This is a genomic window from Paenibacillus sp. FSL R7-0048 (assembly GCF_038004505.1).
GTDB classification, from domain to species: Bacteria; Bacillota; Bacilli; order Paenibacillales; family Paenibacillaceae; genus Paenibacillus_AQ; species Paenibacillus_AQ odorifer.
The window spans coordinates 807,187-825,194 of record NZ_JBBORF010000001.1 but is presented as its reverse complement, the minus strand read 5'-3'; the positions used below and the strand labels follow the sequence as shown (position 1 = coordinate 825,194).

The window sequence follows — 18,008 nt, the reverse complement described above, 5'->3', positions numbered from 1 at the left end:
CGCTTAGGGGACTAATCCCCTCGCGTCTTCTGTGTGTAACTATAGGCTGCTGCTGCCCGGAGTAAGTCTTTTATTCCGAATCTACAGCCGGAGCCGGAGCCGGAGCTGCAACCGCTGCTCCATTCTTTTGCAAGTTCTCCTTCACTTGACCTTGCTCTAAAGGCTGAACAGGCGCACCAATGTTAAAACTATCAATGATTTTCCCTAGTGTAGCTTGGTCAAAATCTACTTGGGAATACAACTCTACTGTATAGCCATCCTCTTCCCATATCACAATTCCATTTGCATAATAAACCTTAGTCCCGTTAATTACTTCTGTCTTCACTTCTTCCGTAGTGCTGATCCCATTGTCCCCGCCCTTGGAGATTAGAAAATTCACAGCATTCTCACCGGAATTATACTGCACTTCAACCATGCTGGTCCCCTGAAGAACACAATTCACAAACTCATAGTCTCCCATCCAATCGGGTGCCGGGAAGTTCATGCCAAGTGCTGCACGTGCTTCATCTAGGCTCAACTTAGCTGCAACCGGCAATTCAATGACCGCATTCTCCCCACCTTGGGCATCTTCAGATGGAGTCATTGACTGTGCAGCCGATGGGATTTCCTTATCGTATTGTGTGATTTCGAGATTTCCCACTTCAAACTTTGCCATGATCGATTGGAACATATCCTGTGCATAGGAGGTTGCAGAGAATGCTCCACCCAGACAAATTACTGCACTGCCAATCACTATTGCATTTCTCCAGCTGCTTTTTTTCATCGTTATCCCGTCCTTTATCTCTGATTGGGGGCTAAGAGCCCCATGGTCCAATTTGTATATCAAGCGGTTATAGATTCTTTCTTTGGCGGTAGTGCTGCCCTGTTCGGCATTCTCAAGCAGTTCTATGGTTTTGCTGAATTTGGTGAGATCATCTTTCTTATTCATTTTTGAACCCTCCTGCCTTTAAGGAAATATGCAGTTTTTTCAAGCTTCTATATACTACGACACCGATATTGGACTCACTAACTCCCATGATCTGTGCAATTTCGGAATTTTTCAGCCCAGCCCCATATTTCATTGCAATGATATTTCGTTCCTTCTCACGCAGCTTGGAGAGCGCCTTGAACAGTGCTTGATTATTATCCTCACGGATCGCCAGCTCCTCAGGAGACGGCTTGGGAAATATAAGCTCCAGCAACGAATCCAGTGAGGTATAGCTTCTTTTCTTCTGCGCCCGAAAGTAATCCGTCACAGCATTTCTTACAATGGCAAACAGCCACACCTCAAAATTGGATTTTTCTTGTGAAAAACTATAATACTTACACATCACAGTCTCAAACACCTGACTGCATATGTCCTCTGCCGCGTGGTGGTTATTAATCCGATAACAGATATATTTGTAAACACGTTGGTAGTACGTATCATACATCCGGGTAAATTCCTCTTTGGACATGATAGCTTCACGTGATCTTTCGGTATTCATGTAACGCTCCACTTTACCCTGGATAACCTCCATCTCCACCCTCCTTCCACCTCACCTTCATCGAAAAGCTAAACAAATTGCGCAATTTGTTGTGAAGAAACTTACATATGTTAATACGGAGAAACGAGCGGAGCATTAACAAAATGTTTTGATAATTGTGGGAGAGTGCGAAAAGTGGGGAAGCCAGAGGCTTTTTTCAACATTCATTCAATAGAACATACAGCAACTTCGAGCCGAATTTTTGGGATAAGAGATGAATTGTATTCAAACAAGGATCGGCCGATGTTTATAGGCAAGTGGACGAAACAATGGCGGTAAAAGAGTGTTATCCGCGAAAGCGTTGATACTAGATTTGCGGGGTCTACATAGGGAGGTGAAAAAGGGGAGATTCTCTGCGTTACAATTAATTTCATAATTTATGTACTTCAGTTGTTCAAGTGAAATTTCCTTTCATTTCATTAATAATTTTCACAGTACTAATCTTCCAATTTAATCTGTCACGAACCAAAAAAACAATAATTCGCCGGAGTATACCTCTTTTAGCACATTTTCCGAATTATACACCATCACTTCAAAACCAGCTAATACTTCCATAGTATTTAGAGAGCGTTTGAGGACATTTAGTCTAACCGAAGGAGCAGGTAAACCTTCCTGTTCATCAAAAGCAAGAAATCCAGAGATATTATCAGGATAAAGGATATGGTTACTTCTATTGAATGGAAATTGAGATATGTAGTGATTGATTTCTTTAGTTGGTGAACGATATACAAATATCCCACCCAAAATAATTAAACCAAAAATCAAAATAATAACTACTCTGAAGACATTTTTATTCATGTAGTTTAATTCCCTTGATAATTAAACTAGCACGAATACTTAAAGTATCCGCGCTAGCTACATTATATAGCCAAATCCACTTACGTATGATTCAGTTTGAGTTCGATGATGTTTCGTTCACCTTACTTCATTTTCACTAACCTAAATATTCCGAACTTCAACAACCTTCCCAAAGTCTAATACTGCTCAGGATCCAACTTCACCTTCACTCTGCCCTTTCGGCGCTTCTCACGCCATTCACGAAGCTCTTCCTCCGTTTCTAGACGGAGCTCAGCAATCTCCAGGCCCGGTCCAGGATGTACTTGCTCGTATAAAGCACCGTGTAGTTCCCTCGCCCTCTTATTGTCATTTTTTTTCAATTTATCCCACCAATTAAGTTAGGGATCTCTGTATTCTTCCACCAGCTTCTTAGTTGTTTGATCATGTATGTTGATTCCCTTTAGTACGATGATAGGTACCTCACAGGCCTCTCTAGTTCTTCCCCCTTATTCTCGCTTGCGAATTTTAGTATCGGTGATATTAGCCTTAAGCAAATGCTCATAAATCGTTTGTATTTTCGACGGAGAGATAGAAGGTTCAGGAATTCCTGTTTTTAAACTGATCAGCTTCCTAGAAATAAACTCACTTATTTCCACATCATAGACAACCAGTTCGTCCGAGTGGGACTACCGAAGATCCGGATCAATACTGAACCGACATCTCATCGTAAATGAAATCATAGAGATAAATTTCACTGCAGCTATACCTTGTATCAGGCTCTCGATGGCCTTGATATGTCCATAGTTTTGCTTCAGCGGATTATACATCTTGTAACGGTTGCTCACTGACCATTGTTGATCCGTTCGCCCACCTTTAATTTCTCCATTGTAGTTTTTCGTCTCAATGACAAATAAGCAATACGGGGAAATAACGATATGATCAATCTGGGTGTAACCTGTTCGAGACTTGGGATTAGGAAGCATTAGATCGCTTAATGATTTACACTCCTTAGGTAGCTGGTCAAGTTGGATATTGATTTTATGCTCACCTAACTCTCCAATTCGTGTGGAAGCAACCTTCGGTTTCGACTTGGGAGTTTGTGCCTTACGCACTGCCTGTGGTGGCTTAGTGTCGGATTTTTTAAAGAGAGACAATAGCGCTTTAAACATATCAAAACCTCATCTGATATAGATTTACAATATGTATGGTTATTCGACAACATGGGAAGTTATCCCTTTATTCATATCATGAATGGAGGTCTGCCCTCTTTTGAATGAACAGCATCTAAAAAACAAAAATTCCTAATATATATAAAAAAAGACTGTCGCATTGACAGTCCGAAGATAAGATCTGAATATATCCCCTTGGTCCCGATACCTATGTGCTTCTCCGCTACCCACAGGGCATGTCTTAGTCCAAGAAAACTGAAGGGGCAGTAAAGGCATTTGCAAGCTGCATGCCATCCTTTAGTCCTTGAAGATATAGACGTTCATAAAGAACGGCGCAGTATTCGCCTAATTGTTATAATAACCCATAAATCTTAGTCTTGGTTGACTCTTAAGCAAGAAGGAAGTGAACTTATATATTTAATAATTCTAAGACATCTTGTGGTTTTTGATTGGCTTGAGCCAATAATGCCTGAGATGCTTGAGCAAGAATATTATTCTTAGTCATTTTCATCATTTCTTTCGCAATATCCACATCTCTTATCCTTGATTCCGCTGCTGTTAAGTTAACTCCGTAATTCGAAACATTATTATGTATGTGTTCTAATGCATTTTGATAAGCACCGAACTTAGACCGCTCTGCTGAAACTATTTTTATTGCTTTATCAATTTTGGATATTGCTGATTCTGCACCCTGTATTGTTGAAAAGTCAATCCCATTAATGCCTAGGGCAGTTGTCCTCGCATCCGATAAATTAACTATAAAGATATTACCTGCATTCGGTCCTACTTCTAAATGTAATGTATTACTATTATTAACAGCATCAATGATTGTTAGATCAGATACCGTATAACTACTACCATTCATTTCTCGCTCAAACTTAAGTATGCCGTTATCATCTTTAGCAATTATACCAGCACTAATATTGTAGAATTCATTATTAAGGATATTAATGAAATCGGAAGTAGTATATGAACCTGCGCCTAATGTAACTTTTTTTTTGATTGAACCATCAACTGTAAATTCCCAATCTTGGCTATTTTCTATTGATATTCCGTTTGAAATATCAATATTGGTTAAGAGGTAACTCTTTGTATTTGGAGTCCAAACATCACCGGGATTAGCCAAACGTATAAATAATGGATTCAATGCATTTCCGGATACCAACTGTATGGCATTCTTAGAATTGCTTGAATTATGCTTCAATGAGAGCATGTAATGAGTATTACCCGGACCTGCGCTCGTGTTTACGCCAATTGGACCTTTAAATGACGCCGTAATATTGGCTCCGACATTCGTGAGTTGTTTATTTAATTCAATAATAAACTCATCTCTGCTATAGGCCCCCTCTGTTAGCACAATCGTTTTGGATACTCCATTTTCTTTAAAATCAAGTGTATCGTTTACACCTGAAACCACGGTATAACCTATTGAAAAATCTGCCTCTCTTCCCCACACTTGATAATTCCCCAAAAAGTTATCTTCTTGAGCAAATATCTCATTAAATCCCGTTCCCTCAACTTCGATCGTATGATTGCCTGGTAATGTACTTGTAAGTAAGGTTCTCATATGAGTATCATCCCACTTACTATACACATCAGTAAGTTTTACAGGTGCCCCTAATGCTGCAAGTTTGGAATTGATATCATTGTATAAAGCAGTTGAAGAGCCGTTATACATCCCCGAGGCAATAGTAACAGAATAAGAATTCCCATCAACTTTCACCGTCAGCTCATCGTTCACCCCAGTAATAATTTCAATCCCTGCAGCATTATGAATATTATCACTATTTCCAATTAAAGTTGAGCTAGTTAATGAAGATATATTCTCACCTGTGTATATTATATTGGTTCCTGAATTGTTCGAACTGACATTCAATAAGTTAATTCCGTTAAAATTTGTGTTATTTGCAATTTCATTTATCCCTTCTTTAATTTGTTGAGCTTCTTTTTGAATATGGCTTCTATCTGAATCAGTTAAAGTACCATTAGAAGCCTGTATAGCAAGTTCTCTTAACCTTAAAAGATTAGGGTCTTGTATTATCCCTAATGCCCCTTCAGCGGTTTGAATTAGTGAAATACCATCTTGAACATTCCTTCCCGCTTGAGCTAATCCACGAATCTGCGCTCTCATTTTTTCCGATATTGCCAACCCCGCTGCATCATCTGCCGCTTTATTAATAAATAATCCTGAAGACAACTTTTCTAATGAAGTTCCCACAGATTTATTATTTTTATTTAATTTATTTAATGTATTTAGTGCGGAAATGTTATGCGCAATTCTCATATTGTCACCACCCATAATATTACATCGGTGTTTTGTATCCATTTTATTAGCACTAAATACCTATATTTTATCTTTTTAGAAATCCGAGGTATTTTTGTTTAGTTTTCCATGGTAAGCCCCTTTCAACATCTCCACGCTTAAAAGCCAATGAAGAACTCTTTAGAGGAGCTTTGATTCACAAGATGAATTAACTGTTTAAACGTTCACAAAGACGACTCAATAGAAATTAGTTACAACTTACAAAAGCAACTTAAAAAGGGGTATAGTCGCTAACACCTTTGTTCAATATGAATAAACCTCTGTTAAAAACAGCCCACAATCTGCAATCACCATTGTTCGCATAAATAAAGACACACTTCAAATTGATGATTCCCCGTTTTTTTCACAGCTTTATTTGATTTTTTCACAAGTTTTTTTGGAGTTACGACTTTCTTTCCATCAATACTATGCGTTCTATATGTGTAGAGTAAACAGCGTGAACAACTTTATTCGATGAGTCACCCTCAAATGAAAACTAGACCACAGAAGATCGTGGCCTAGTACTTGTCTGTTGGTAAGCATAATCTACAATCTTAGCCGCATTATCTTTAATCTGTGTAACCATCTCTATAAGTCTCTTTTGCTTCGTTCCGTCAAACAGCTTAATGAAGCTCTGCGACTTGTCAAAAGGTGGCTTAATCAGTTCAGACACATTGTCGATATAACCGTTCTGAACAATATAATCAATTACCTTTTTGACAAAGACAATCTGCCCTTGACTCAGCGACTGGTAATTAATGAATTCCTGACAAATCTTTATCCTTAAGTGTTAAGACTAACCTGTTTATGTCCTTAGTTCTTCCTCAATTACAACATGTTATAGTAATGTATATTTTAACCCCGAGAGTAGCACGCTCACCCAATATATTCAACAAAAGTGGAGTTTAAAAAGAACGTCGAGCAAAAGTCTGCAACAGGTTTAATTATAAGCTGGTAGGAGGAACACAAAACTGCTGCTTAAAAATATCTTACATCAATGACTAACATTACATAACCTTTACTCCGTGACTCTTTTCAGTTCAAATTGTGTTGCCTCTAATATCAAGATAAGTCTGTCATTATTCACATCCAAAAAACTTACGGGTATAGCAAGCCCTGTAGAAGAGTCGGAGACACTTAGATATTCCGAAGCATCATTGTAAGAATTTGCAAATCCTAAAAGGTTTTCAACTTTCCAAGTTCCATAGAAGAACTTCTCAGTTTCACTATCCAAATCCTTACTTCCTACAAAAGGTTCAGATGTATTACTTGGAATAAGATTATCTTCTTTTCCTGCATCCATTGATGGTTCTATCGTAGGGATATTCTTTGCAATTCCATCATTTTGATCTTTAAATACTGTTACATTACTACATCCAACCAAACAGGCAGACAATATAGTCACCATAAGAAATATTTTAACCCTCATGATTCATCCTCCAAATACCCGTTCATTTTTATCTCATTCTCAAATGCAGAAACCGCTAGTCTCGCTTGTTTTACGGTCCTCCTTCTCTAAATTCATACAAAAACCGAGAAAGAGCACTTATTTTAAAAGTGTCTATTTCTCGGTTATAGTTTATTCGTCCGTTACGTTAACTAGTTAGATTGCCCTTCCATCGCTCTAATAGATTCATCCACCTTTACCATCATGGAACATTCGACTCTTTTGCGGAAGACGTCACAGCTGAAGTCATAGGTTCCGACCAGGGAACCCGTCGCGTGAAGTGCATTGGCTGGACAACCGCCGCTGCAGTAGAGTTTTGCCCAGCAGTCCTTGCATTCCGGCTTCGAGTAGCAGTTGCTCTCTTTGAATTGACATTGCAGCTCTGGCTTTGTGATGCCATCCCAGAGGTTTCCCATGCTGTACTCTTCATCCCCTACGAACTGGTGGCAAGGAAAAAGCTCTCCCCAAGGGGTGACGGCAAGATATTCCGTTCCTGAACCACAGCCAGTGATTCTCTTCTGGATGCAAGGTCCTTCCGAGAGGTCAAGCATGTAATGATAAAAGGTAAACCCCTTGCCTTGTTCACCACGCCCGATCATTTCCTTGGCGAGAATTTCGTACTGGTTGTATATCTCCGGGAGGTCCTCCTCGGTAAGTGCATAGGGTTCCCTTGGATCACAAATGACCGGTTCCATCGAGATTTTGTCAAAACCAAGATCTGCGATATGAAATATATCATTAGTGAAATCAACATTGTTACGGGTATAGGTTCCTCGTACATAGTACTCTTGGTCTCCGCGCTTACGAACGAATTCCTGGAACTTCGGAAGAATATGATCATAGCTGCCTTTTCCGTTAACCGTTTGGCGAAGTCGGTCATGTACCTCTTTTCTTCCATCCAGGCTTAATACGACATTGTACATTTCCTGATTTAAAAACTCGGTGACCTCATCGTTCAGCAGCATCCCGTTCGTCGTGAAGGTGAAGCGGAACTTCTTTTTGTATTCTTGTTCTTTGCTTCTTGCATAAGCTACGATCTGTTTAACCACTTTCCAGGCTAAAAGCGGTTCCCCGCCGAAAAAGTCGATGTCCAGATTTCGATGATGACCCGAATTTTCAAGCAGGTAATCGATAGCTTTTTGTCCAACCTCATAGCTCATGATCGCTCGGTCTCCGTTGTATTTCCCCTGGCTAGCGAAGCAATAGTCGCATGATAGATTACAGGTATGCGCAACATTGAGGCAGAGTGCCTTGACATAAGTTTTTCGTTTTTTTAAATCGAGCGAGAGGTTCTCATACTCATCTTTTGTAAAAAGCTGTCCATCATTTATAAGCTCCTCGATATCCACGATGGTTTCTCGAATGTCACTCTCAGAAATGCTGGAATCATGCTTATATTTTTCTAACATCATTGTCACGATTTGGTCGACAGAAGTTTTCTCATAATCCGCTATAATTTCATATGCTAGGTCATCAACAACATGCACCGAGCCACTATAGGTATCGAGCACGATATTGTATCCGTTTAGTTTATATTGATGAATCATACTTACTAATCAAGCTCCTTTTGCACACAAGTAGAAACGGCTTTGCCATCCTTTAGAGGAAGCATTCATTTCTTAAAAATAGCCGCCCATCAGCAGAGCAATGGGCGGTAAAATTCCGAATCCTATCTGTTCATTGCATTTTCACACTTCTGGTTTGCAACGCCGCAGGAAGTTTTACAAGCGGACTGGCAAGAGGTCTGGCATGCGCCGCATCCGCCGTGTTTTGCGGTATCCATCAGTTTGCGGGTGCTCAGTGTTACGATTCTTTTCACGATAAATGACTCCTTCTGTAATTTCTTGTGATCACTTTCACTTAATTTCCATGGAACATCGTAGCAACATCACGCAGGTACGTCTATGATGCCTGTCACCTAGCAGAGCAGAGAGGGGTTAAACATAAGCATCAACACTAATTTTCGTGCAGTCTTTCATGCTTGTGATCGTAGGATGCGGCAGCGGGAACCAGAGTCAGAGCAATACTAAAAAAGTGAAACAAAAAAGAGACGGCAATGATGCCATCTCTTTAACAACATTTTTTCTCATACTTGTCCGTAAAGTCCAATAAATATAAGGATTTCATAGCACTGTATCCTTCCTTACCAGTAGAGCGACACTCTCCACATGCGTGGGTGGACAATGTGAACAAACTTATATGAGGAGTCCTAAGACACTTCCGGACAGTTTATCTGCTCTTGAATATTCAATGAAGTTATTTATTTTTATAATGTACTACGCCTTAGTTCATAAAAATATTGCACTATTGGATGCTTTAACTTCATCTTCTCGCTCATGTTTAAAATCCAACCGTATTGATAGAAGGCGGCTCCGAGCATAACATCTATGGCGTGCTGCAGAGGGACGAGAATGGCCCTCCTATCCATAACCGAACGGATGCTTTTTGTACTCTAAGGGGCTTGAGCCGACTCTATTTTTGAACACACGACTAAAATAGTACTGGCTCTTATACCCTACCTTCACGGCCAGATCCCCGATTTTGATATTCGGCATTACGTCATCCAGAATCTCCTTCGCCTTCGATATCCGAAGCTCGGTGACATAGTCAAGGAATGAAGCACCGATTTCTTGCTTCATACGCTTACTAAGATAGGTTTGGTTGATATGAAATAGTGCTGCTACTCGAGTAATAGACAGCTCCGGATCCTGATAATGACCGTCAATATACTCGGTCACTTTTTGGATAAGCACTGTTCCATCCCCTGTATACCCGGGAAGCTCCCGCTCCTTATCCACCCTGTCTTCATGTGAATGCAAAGGATATTTTACCTGAAGATGCTCATCGATCCGATGAAGCAGCTTGTTCAGATCACTCTTCGGCACAGGTTTCAATACATAATCGAATGCTTGCAGTTGCACGGCTTGACGCGCATATTCAAAGTTATCGTACCCGCTGATAATGACAACCAGAACCGACGGGCAGCGTTCGCGCAATATGTTCATCAGATCGAGCCCATTCATATTCGGCATGTTGATGTCCACAAGACATACATGTGGTGGGGCTTCCTCCACCATATTCAATGCTTCGTTTGCACTTTTCGCTTCTCCTGCAACCTCAAAAAGATACGGACTCTCCTCAATGTATTGTCGCAAGCCTTTGCGAATGATCGTTTCATCATCGACGATGACAATCTTCCACATCTTCATTCCGCTCCCCGTCCAAAGGTATTCGAATGACCATAACGGTAATGCCATCTTCGCTCTTCACTGCAAGGCCATATGGCACTCCGTAAGCTAGTCGAATGCGATGGTTTACACTGTATAGCCCAAAGCCTGTGGCAGAACGATCATATGTATCATCAAGAAGGGCTTGATTTATCTGCACAAGCTTCTCTTCCGGAATCATAACCCCATTATTTTCAACCTTAATGACCAAATAATCGGCCTGTTTATATGCTGTAATCGAAATTTTGCACTTTTGATCCCCAAGTGGCTTAATCCCGTGATAAATCGCATTTTCCACCAAAGGCTGCAGCATGAAGCGAACGACTTGGCACTGAGCAAGCTTTTCATCATATCGAAGCTCGTAGTCCAGAATCTCCTCATATCGCACACCTTGAATATGAAGATAACTCTCGACATGGTACAACTCCTGATCAAGCAGAATGTAGGGACTGCCTGTGCCAAGCCCTAATCGGAAATACGCGCTAAGCGCTTCCACCATCTCCACCACATTGTCTGCTCCATGTTCCGTTGCCATCCACTGGATCGTATCCAATGTGTTGTATAAAAAGTGCGGCTTGATCTGCTCATGAATCAGTCTGAGTTCCATCTCCTTTCGGTCCTGCTCCACAGCGTATAATTGAACAAGCATGTCATTGAAGCTTCGTCCAAGATCGCCGATCTCATCCGAGCGCGTAACATCTGCTCGTATGGTTTGGTTGCCGTTCTGCACATTTTCCATTACCTGGCGAAGCGACTGAATTGGACGAATAATGGAAGAAGCAAGCAGCACCAGAAAGACGATAAACGCACTACCGATAAGAACGCCTACCAGCAATGCAGTCCGCTGGGTTTTGATCACCGCTAACGATAGACTTGAATTCGGTACTTTGAGTACTAACTTCCAGCCTTCCACATTTTGAATTGGAGCCTCAAATACACTCATGTTCTTCTTATCTGCTGTATCCTCCGCTCCATCTTCTTCACCCAGCTCTCTGCAATCGACGATAAGCTGGCCTGACTGGTCATATAGCATTACATCTTGAGCAATCTCCCTCATCTTCTTGACGGAGACGGCTGCGGCAATATAAGCTACCTCATCATTCACCGATGGATTCACGCGATAAAGAATGACGACGATTTCGGCTGCATTCGCTTTGGATACGATCGGATTGCTTACCACATAATTGGAATCTGAATTCAGCAGTTTTCGATAGTAGGGTCGGTTTAGTATCGAAAAAGGCTTGTCCCTTGCTGACCAGGAATTTCCGTGAATATCCACCACGCGTATGGATTCGTACTCTACTTTCTTCTTCGCCTCGAACTTATCGAACTCTTGCAGCAATTCATCTCGTGTCCACTGATGGTCCGAAGCTAGAGAAGCAAGCATGTCTATCTCTCCAATGCGCTGATTAAACCAATAATCAATCTGGTCGCTGCGTGCAGTAACCACTTGCTGCGTTAAGTTCTTATTCAAAGGGACAACCGTATGGTTCATCTCCAAATATATTGTTACAAGCAATGCAACGAACAGCAGCAAGAAGCAGCCTCCTGCGATTAACGTAATTTTTAAGTGAATTGATTTCATTGTAATCATAGCCCTTCACAATATCCGTTTCTTACATGCCCGAAAAAGACAAAAAAACACTAATCTGTGCAAATACATAATGCTGTACTAAATCTATAATAGGTCTTGTGCATATTTTCACATGAAATAACATTCATGTCTAGGCTAGAGATAAAGGATTTGCCTAGCAAATCTTCCTCTCCCTAGTGTATGTAACCAATCCACAACAGAATGAAGGAGATATTATGCGAACTCACACGAAAAAGCTGTTATCTATTCTACTAGTCCTCAGTCTTATGTTCACGCTTGCTGCTTGCGGCAGTAAAGATGCAGAGCCCGCTGCAGATGCAAACGGAGTTCAAGTCTTTGAAGGAGTTGGGCAAGGTAAACATGGCGATATTAAAGTACAAGTCTCCTTATTAGATAACAAGATCACTGACATTAAAGTGACAGAGCATAAGGAAAATGAAGTACTTGCAGAACCTGTTTATACGCAGCTCAAGCAAGAGGTCATGGCAACTAACAGCGCAAAAGTTGATGCCATTAGCGGATCTACAGTTACAAGCAAAGGATATCTCGAAGCCATTCAAGATGCAATTACGAAGTCTGGACTTACCCTTGTCGCTGGCGCTACAGTCAGTGGAAGCAAAGACAAAGAAGAAGTCGAGCAAACCTATGATGTTGTCGTCATCGGTGCCGGGGGTGCTGGCTTTAGTGCGGCTATCGAAGCGAAGAGCGCTGGAGCTAATGTAGTTCTGCTCGAGAAAATGCCAGCTGTTGGCGGCAACACATTGATCTCCGGTGGTGAGATGAATGCGCCTGACAACTGGGTTGAACGTGCTCTTGGCATCACAGATGACACGGCTGACTTGTTCTATAATGATACGATGAAAGGCGGAGACAACCTCGGGGATCCAAAGATGGTTCGTATTCTTGCCGACAATGCTCTAGCATCTGCCGAATGGCTGCGCGATGATATCAAGGTAGAGTTCTTACCTGATCATCTGTTCCAATTTGGTGGCCATTCCAGAAAACGTGCGTTGATTCCTGTAGGTCATACAGGTGTTGAATTGATTACTAAGTTAAAAGCCAAAACAGACGCTGATCAAATCACGATCAAAACGAATATGAAAGCCGAAACCTTGCTGAAGGACGAAAGCGGCAAAGTAACAGGTGTAACTGCGACTTCGGGTACTGGCGACAAGATCACATTCCATGCGAACAAAGGCGTCATCATCACTACCGGTGGTTTTGGATCCAATGTAGAGATGCGTAAGAAGTATAACCCTACAATGGATGAAAAATATATGACTACCGATACACCAGGATCTACAGGTGACGGTATCGTTATGGCAGAAACGATTGGCGCCAAACTGACAAACATGGAGAGTATTCAAACGTATCCAATCTGTAATCCTGAGACAGGTGTTATTTCCCTGGTTGCAGACTCCCGCTTCGATGGTGCGATCCTGATTAACCAAGAAGGCAAGCGCTTCGTTGAGGAATTAGAACGTCGTGACGTTATTTCTAAAGCAATTCTTGCCCAAACGGGTGGATATACGTATCAATTATGGAATCAAGGCATTGAGGATATTGGTAAAACGATCGAAGTTCATCAAGACGAATACGATCAACTCGTTAAACAAGGCTTGCTCTTTAAAGCCGATACGATTGAAGAGGCGGCTGATTTCTTTAAAATTGACGTGAACACTTTGAAAGAAACGATTAATAAAGTAAATGATTATGCGAAAACAGGTAAAGACCTTGATTTCAAACATCGCGGTGGATTGAAATCTCTTGAAAAAGGCCCTTACTACATCGAAAAAGCTGTACCCTCCGTTCACCATACAATGGGCGGCTTGGTGATCGACGAGAAGACTCGCGTTTTGAATGAAAAAGGCGAAGTCATCCCTGGGTTGTTCGCTGCAGGTGAAGTAACAGGGGTCATTCATGGTACAAACCGTCTTGGCGGTAATGCCATCGCTGATATCTTCACATTCGGCCGGATTGCAGGCAAACAAGTTGTAGCAGAGTAATCTTATTTTTTGTGTAACTGCTCTACTAATAAGTTATCCTTAAAAATGTACAAGATAGTTTGTAAAGTGCAGGTTGACTCTAACTTTCAAGCTGCCCTCTATGACATAGCAAACCGCCCTGTTCGCAACATTGCGAACAGGGCGGTTTATTTATGTATTCGTGTCATCGGCATGAAAAAAATAAGCACTGTGACCAAAAGTGTGACCACGATGATCTTCACGATTTTTTTATGGTGGAGCCTAGGGGCTACGCTCGTCAATTGCTACAGTATATTCTATTATTAACGAAATAAAGTAACTTTCCAAAAAACATATTCCTCAAATGATAATATCTTGACTTGCATTATAAGTAACAATTGGATAGTATTTAATAGGTAGCTTGCAATACAAGCTACCTATTTATTTACTCAGTACCTTGTTGAACAATATAGCTAGGGGCTACAATTGGAGGAATGCACGTGTTCACTCAAATGGTTAGAGGGGTGCTTGAGGGATGTCTTCTTGCAATCATTGATGAAGAGGAAACATACGGATATGAAATTATGGAAAAGCTTGCTCTTAGTGGCTTCGTGTTCGCAAAGGAAGGGAGCATCTATCCCCTCTTACTTCGTCTGGAGAAAGAAAATATTGTAGCAAGTACACTACGTCCCTCTGCTTCGGGGCCAAACCGCAAATACTATCGCCTAACCCTAAAAGGAGAACAGCAGCTTCAATTATTCCGTGGAAATTGGAACGAACTAAGTAATGCGGTAAACAGTATTATAAAAAAAGAGGATGGTGCTAAATGCTGAACGAAAAAAATAAATCCCTCTTAAACGAAATGAGATTCTACATTCAGAGCAACTCTTCCGTATCGGATACCAGCGCTAGTGAGATCCTCACGGAACTCGAAGATCATTTATTAACGGCTCAGCGGGAGGGGAAATCATTCGAACAAGTATTTGGCCAAGATCCCAAGTCCTTTTGTAATGAGATCATTCAAGAGCTTCCCAAATCATCGAAATGGGAACAAATAAAAACAATTGCACCTATGGTCCCTTTGCTTCTTATTTGGCGTTTTCTAAACGGTTTCAGCGGAGACCTAACGATTCCGCTATATGAGAATATCGTATATCTAGCACTCTCACTAGCCCTATCCTATGTTTTATTTACCATTCTTCGTGCTGGCTCTTTCTCCTCAAAGCACAAATCCTTCTGGATGATTTACGGACTAGGAATGGTCATTATACTCGTATATGTTGGATTCTTTCTTGTGTCCGATCGTATTCTGCCTGCTAGACCACATCTCGTTCTTCATGATGGCGCTGCTTATATTACCGCTACGGTCAGCCTTGTTATCATTCTCTATTCGTTATTTGGTACATTTGTGAAAAAGAAACGTTGACCGACACAATAAAGCAAAGAGTGCTACTTCGCTAGTTAGAACGAGAACACACTCATCTGTTAACCATTAAGATCAATGAGAAAAATAATTAGAATTGTAGGTAATTATATGTTCCCAAGTATCTTTGAAACTATCTTATATCTATTACTAGGTTGTATTATTTATCTGGTTGGCGTCTTAACTGGAAGATGGAGTAGTAAATTGGGTTATGCAAGTGAAATTACCGGAGCTATTATAGCAATTGGATTTATCTTCTACCAACAGGGCTTTCCAGAAGGTTTCATTTATTTTGCGTTTGTTTCGGCTGGGTACTTATCGATGTCTCTTTTAATGACGGGTCAGGGGAAGTTTGGAGAGCTAAAGGAAGAAGTCATCCAACTAGAAGTCGAGGAAATAGGAATTATTCGAAATAATCAACGGATACTTGGGGAATTGGGAATTTCAATTCTTGTATTTACTGGTGCCTTCTTATATTTGATATATGGACCCGAAAATAGCCCATTAAAATACTTAATTGTATACGGGCTGCTCATTGCTATTACCGAAATGATCAAACGTCTTGTGATCTATTTTACAACTAGCCTGTATTTTTCTAAACAACAAGGCAACTTATATATCATTTCCCGCTTGGACTCAAGAAAATTTTCAATCAAAGATATACAGGAGATAACTATCGAATCAACAGTAGACCTGTTAAAACTTCATCCATATCTTACCCTGTTCACATCAAATACCGACTTTACAACTAGCTTTAACAAAGTATTACGACTTCAATTACCAGGAGAAACAATATACCTGACAATTAAAGAAACAGAAAAGTGGAAAACTGAATTGGGAACGGGAACCAAATTTGAAAATACTATTGAAAATGAGCTTTACATTCTGCCATTTTATCATAAACGGAATATCAAACGGCTTCTTGGCAAGTTCTATTTTGCTATAACAGTAAAGGGGGTATCCGCTTATACTGGGATGATATTGCTCCTATATTACTTTAGAACTCCTGCGTGGTTGATGGTTAGTATAGCGATTGTTTATTGGTTATTTAATATATATATATCTGATCGTGTACTACAGGTTGCCATGGATGCTAAACTTGCAACCGATCCTGAAGTGATATCAGTAGCTGAAAAGGTATTTGCTAAAGCTAATATTCCAAACGTGAAAGTTTATGAGACTGATTCCGCACAATACAATGGACTAGCAACAGGTATGAATATTGGACGGTCAATGGTAACTTTAACAACCGCTACATTAAAATTGCCCATAGATGCTATTGAAGGGATATTAGCCCACGAAGCAGTTCATGTAAAGAAGAGAGATATCCTGTTTGGGCAACTGTATAGAGTTCTATTAATGTTAATTGTGGTTGTTTCACTTTTATTTATCTTCAAACAAATTTCTGATGTTGAAGCTTTTGCTATTCCTTTATTTTTTTTAGTTTGGTTACTTGTAATTCTATTTCCAGTATTTCAATCATTCTGTTCTCAATTGATGGAAGTAAGGGCAGATCATCTAGGCGCTTCATTTCTTGATGGAGGAACGCTGCAAATGGCTAATAGCTTAGCGACTCTTGCTACATCCCAAGATGAAGCGAACAAGAAAACAGCAGAGTATAGTATGAAGAAAAATGATCTGAAAGAAATAAAGTCATCTCTTGCAAGGTCGCCTAGGTTCTTAAGGTTCTTGGAATTTCAAATGATGGATCATCCACCTATGTACTGGCGAGTATATACGTTAAGAGTTTACGGTCATAAATGGGGAAAAGAAATTCGTAGACGTTGGTGGATCGACCGATTTAAGGAATCATTTACAAAGTGATCAATGTTCTACACAATGGACTATGCCTCGAATGACCCATATCGAAATTCAAGGCGGAGTTAACGAAATTCGCCTTGCTAGAAGTAAGCAACGAGGAAATCCTGAGAGATATGATTCACAAGATGATTAACCGTGTATTCCTTCACGAAGAAGGTTCAATCGAGATAAGTTACAACTTCCAAAACCCACTAAAGCAGGCGGCGTAACCTATATAGACTCGCCCCTCAATACTACACTCTCCACATGGGATGAGTACTGACGGTAGATAGGTATATTTTACATTAAGATGTGGCTGTTACTCACCTAAAATAAAAGCTATGTTAAACTATAATATCCTAGTAATACCATTCATTTTTATAGGGAATACACTTCTTGAAATATTCTTCTCGTCTCATTCCGATTTTCTCCATAACCCGATAAGATGGAACATTTTCTGGCTGACAAGTTGCAATTATTCGGTGCAAATTCATTTGTTCGAAACCATATTTCAAAATTGCTAATGCCGCTTCTGAAGCGTATCCTTGACTGTGAAAGCTTGGATTAAATACCCATCCAATTTCATATGTATGCTCACCAAAATGTTCATGAAAAACAATATCACCCATAAGCCTTCCATTATTCTTTAATACGACAGGTAAATTTCTGGCTTCTTTATAAATTCTTTGACTGTCTCTTCGCCAAAAACCCCTTCAGATGCTTGTTTTTTAATATGGCGGTTTGAGTTAAGCAAACGGATCGATGCCCCCCTGCCACATTTTCATATATAAATAAAAAAG

General features: G+C 40.4%; 16 protein-coding genes and 2 pseudogenes. 4 read left to right on the top strand and 14 right to left on the bottom strand.

All coding sequences use genetic code 11. The features are described from left to right. Positions 1-70: 70 nt before the first annotated feature. From NSQ91_RS03585 to NSQ91_RS03530, 13 genes and pseudogenes are all read right to left on the bottom strand, one after another. The gene (locus NSQ91_RS03585) at positions 71-928 is read right to left on the bottom strand and encodes a hypothetical protein (protein WP_340916434.1); all 858 of its coding nucleotides are present in this window, start codon (positions 926-928) and stop codon (positions 71-73) included. Further along, positions 921-1,499 (bottom strand): sigma-70 family RNA polymerase sigma factor, encoded by a 579-nt coding sequence (locus tag NSQ91_RS03580; protein ID WP_081383426.1) that lies wholly within the window; start codon positions 1,497-1,499, stop codon positions 921-923. The genes NSQ91_RS03585 and NSQ91_RS03580 overlap by 8 nt, the downstream gene beginning before the upstream one ends. A 456-nt stretch (positions 1,500-1,955) precedes the next feature. Beyond that, on the bottom strand, positions 1,956-2,303 hold the full coding sequence (locus tag NSQ91_RS03575; RefSeq protein WP_340916432.1) for a hypothetical protein: 348 nt from the start codon (positions 2,301-2,303) through the stop codon (positions 1,956-1,958). Between the two features lie 176 nt (positions 2,304-2,479). Beyond that, entirely contained in the window at positions 2,480-2,662 is a 183-nt protein-coding gene (locus tag NSQ91_RS03570) for a hypothetical protein (protein ID WP_340916427.1), read from the bottom strand. A 306-nt stretch (positions 2,663-2,968) separates the two neighbouring features. Beyond that, positions 2,969-3,451 carry a nuclease-related domain-containing protein gene (locus NSQ91_RS03565; protein ID WP_340916425.1) on the bottom strand — a complete coding sequence of 161 codons (483 nt, stop codon included), beginning with the start codon at positions 3,449-3,451 and terminating at the stop codon, positions 2,969-2,971. A gap of 409 nt (positions 3,452-3,860) precedes the next feature. Next, positions 3,861-5,735: a flagellin N-terminal helical domain-containing protein gene (locus tag NSQ91_RS03560; protein WP_076282546.1), complete on the bottom strand. Its 1,875-nt coding sequence runs from the start codon at positions 5,733-5,735 to the stop codon at positions 3,861-3,863. Positions 5,736-6,249: 514 nt separating this feature from the next. Beyond that, entirely contained in the window at positions 6,250-6,513 is a 264-nt protein-coding gene (locus NSQ91_RS03555) for a type I restriction-modification enzyme R subunit C-terminal domain-containing protein (RefSeq protein WP_303047250.1), read from the bottom strand. Between the two features lie 258 nt (positions 6,514-6,771). Continuing rightward, a complete protein-coding gene (locus tag NSQ91_RS03550; protein WP_340916422.1) occupies positions 6,772-7,182 on the bottom strand; it encodes a hypothetical protein in 411 nt (136 codons plus the stop codon). Between the two features lie 170 nt (positions 7,183-7,352). Beyond that, positions 7,353-8,747 (bottom strand): thioether cross-link-forming SCIFF peptide maturase, encoded by a 1,395-nt coding sequence (gene scfB / locus NSQ91_RS03545; RefSeq protein ID WP_340916420.1) that lies wholly within the window; start codon positions 8,745-8,747, stop codon positions 7,353-7,355. A 122-nt stretch (positions 8,748-8,869) separates the two neighbouring features. After that, complete coding sequence (gene scfA, locus NSQ91_RS03540; RefSeq protein ID WP_076098734.1) at positions 8,870-9,019, bottom strand: six-cysteine ranthipeptide SCIFF; 150 nt, start codon at positions 9,017-9,019, stop codon at positions 8,870-8,872. Positions 9,020-9,466: 447 nt separating this feature from the next. Further along, positions 9,467-9,550, bottom strand: a pseudogene (locus NSQ91_RS31965) (SF0329 family protein); the annotation flags it as partial. A 70-nt stretch (positions 9,551-9,620) separates the two neighbouring features. After that, positions 9,621-10,403: a response regulator transcription factor gene (locus NSQ91_RS03535; protein WP_340916418.1), complete on the bottom strand. Its 783-nt coding sequence runs from the start codon at positions 10,401-10,403 to the stop codon at positions 9,621-9,623. Next, complete coding sequence (locus tag NSQ91_RS03530; RefSeq protein ID WP_340916416.1) at positions 10,378-11,964, bottom strand: histidine kinase; 1,587 nt, start codon at positions 11,962-11,964, stop codon at positions 10,378-10,380. Before NSQ91_RS03530 ends, NSQ91_RS03535 begins: the two co-directional genes overlap by 26 nt. Before the next feature lie 272 nt (positions 11,965-12,236). Here NSQ91_RS03530 and NSQ91_RS03525 point away from each other — a divergent pair, with 272 nt between their 5' ends. From NSQ91_RS03525 to NSQ91_RS03510, 4 genes are all read left to right on the top strand, one after another. Next, positions 12,237-14,027, top strand: a complete 1,791-nt coding sequence (locus tag NSQ91_RS03525) for a flavocytochrome c (protein ID WP_340916414.1) — start codon at positions 12,237-12,239, stop codon at positions 14,025-14,027. Between the two features lie 470 nt (positions 14,028-14,497). Further along, a complete protein-coding gene (locus tag NSQ91_RS03520) occupies positions 14,498-14,818 on the top strand; it encodes a PadR family transcriptional regulator (protein ID WP_438357084.1) in 321 nt (106 codons plus the stop codon). Beyond that, positions 14,812-15,411 (top strand): DUF1129 family protein, encoded by a 600-nt coding sequence (locus tag NSQ91_RS03515; protein ID WP_339281657.1) that lies wholly within the window; start codon positions 14,812-14,814, stop codon positions 15,409-15,411. The genes NSQ91_RS03520 and NSQ91_RS03515 overlap by 7 nt, the downstream gene beginning before the upstream one ends. A 201-nt stretch (positions 15,412-15,612) precedes the next feature. After that, complete coding sequence (locus NSQ91_RS03510; RefSeq protein ID WP_340916411.1) at positions 15,613-17,232, top strand: M56 family metallopeptidase; 1,620 nt, start codon at positions 15,613-15,615, stop codon at positions 17,230-17,232. Between the two features lie 335 nt (positions 17,233-17,567). Here the strand turns inward: NSQ91_RS03510 and NSQ91_RS03505 are convergent. Beyond that, positions 17,568-17,953: pseudogene (locus NSQ91_RS03505) on the bottom strand (GNAT family N-acetyltransferase); the annotation flags it as partial. Positions 17,954-18,008: the final 55 nt, after the last annotated feature.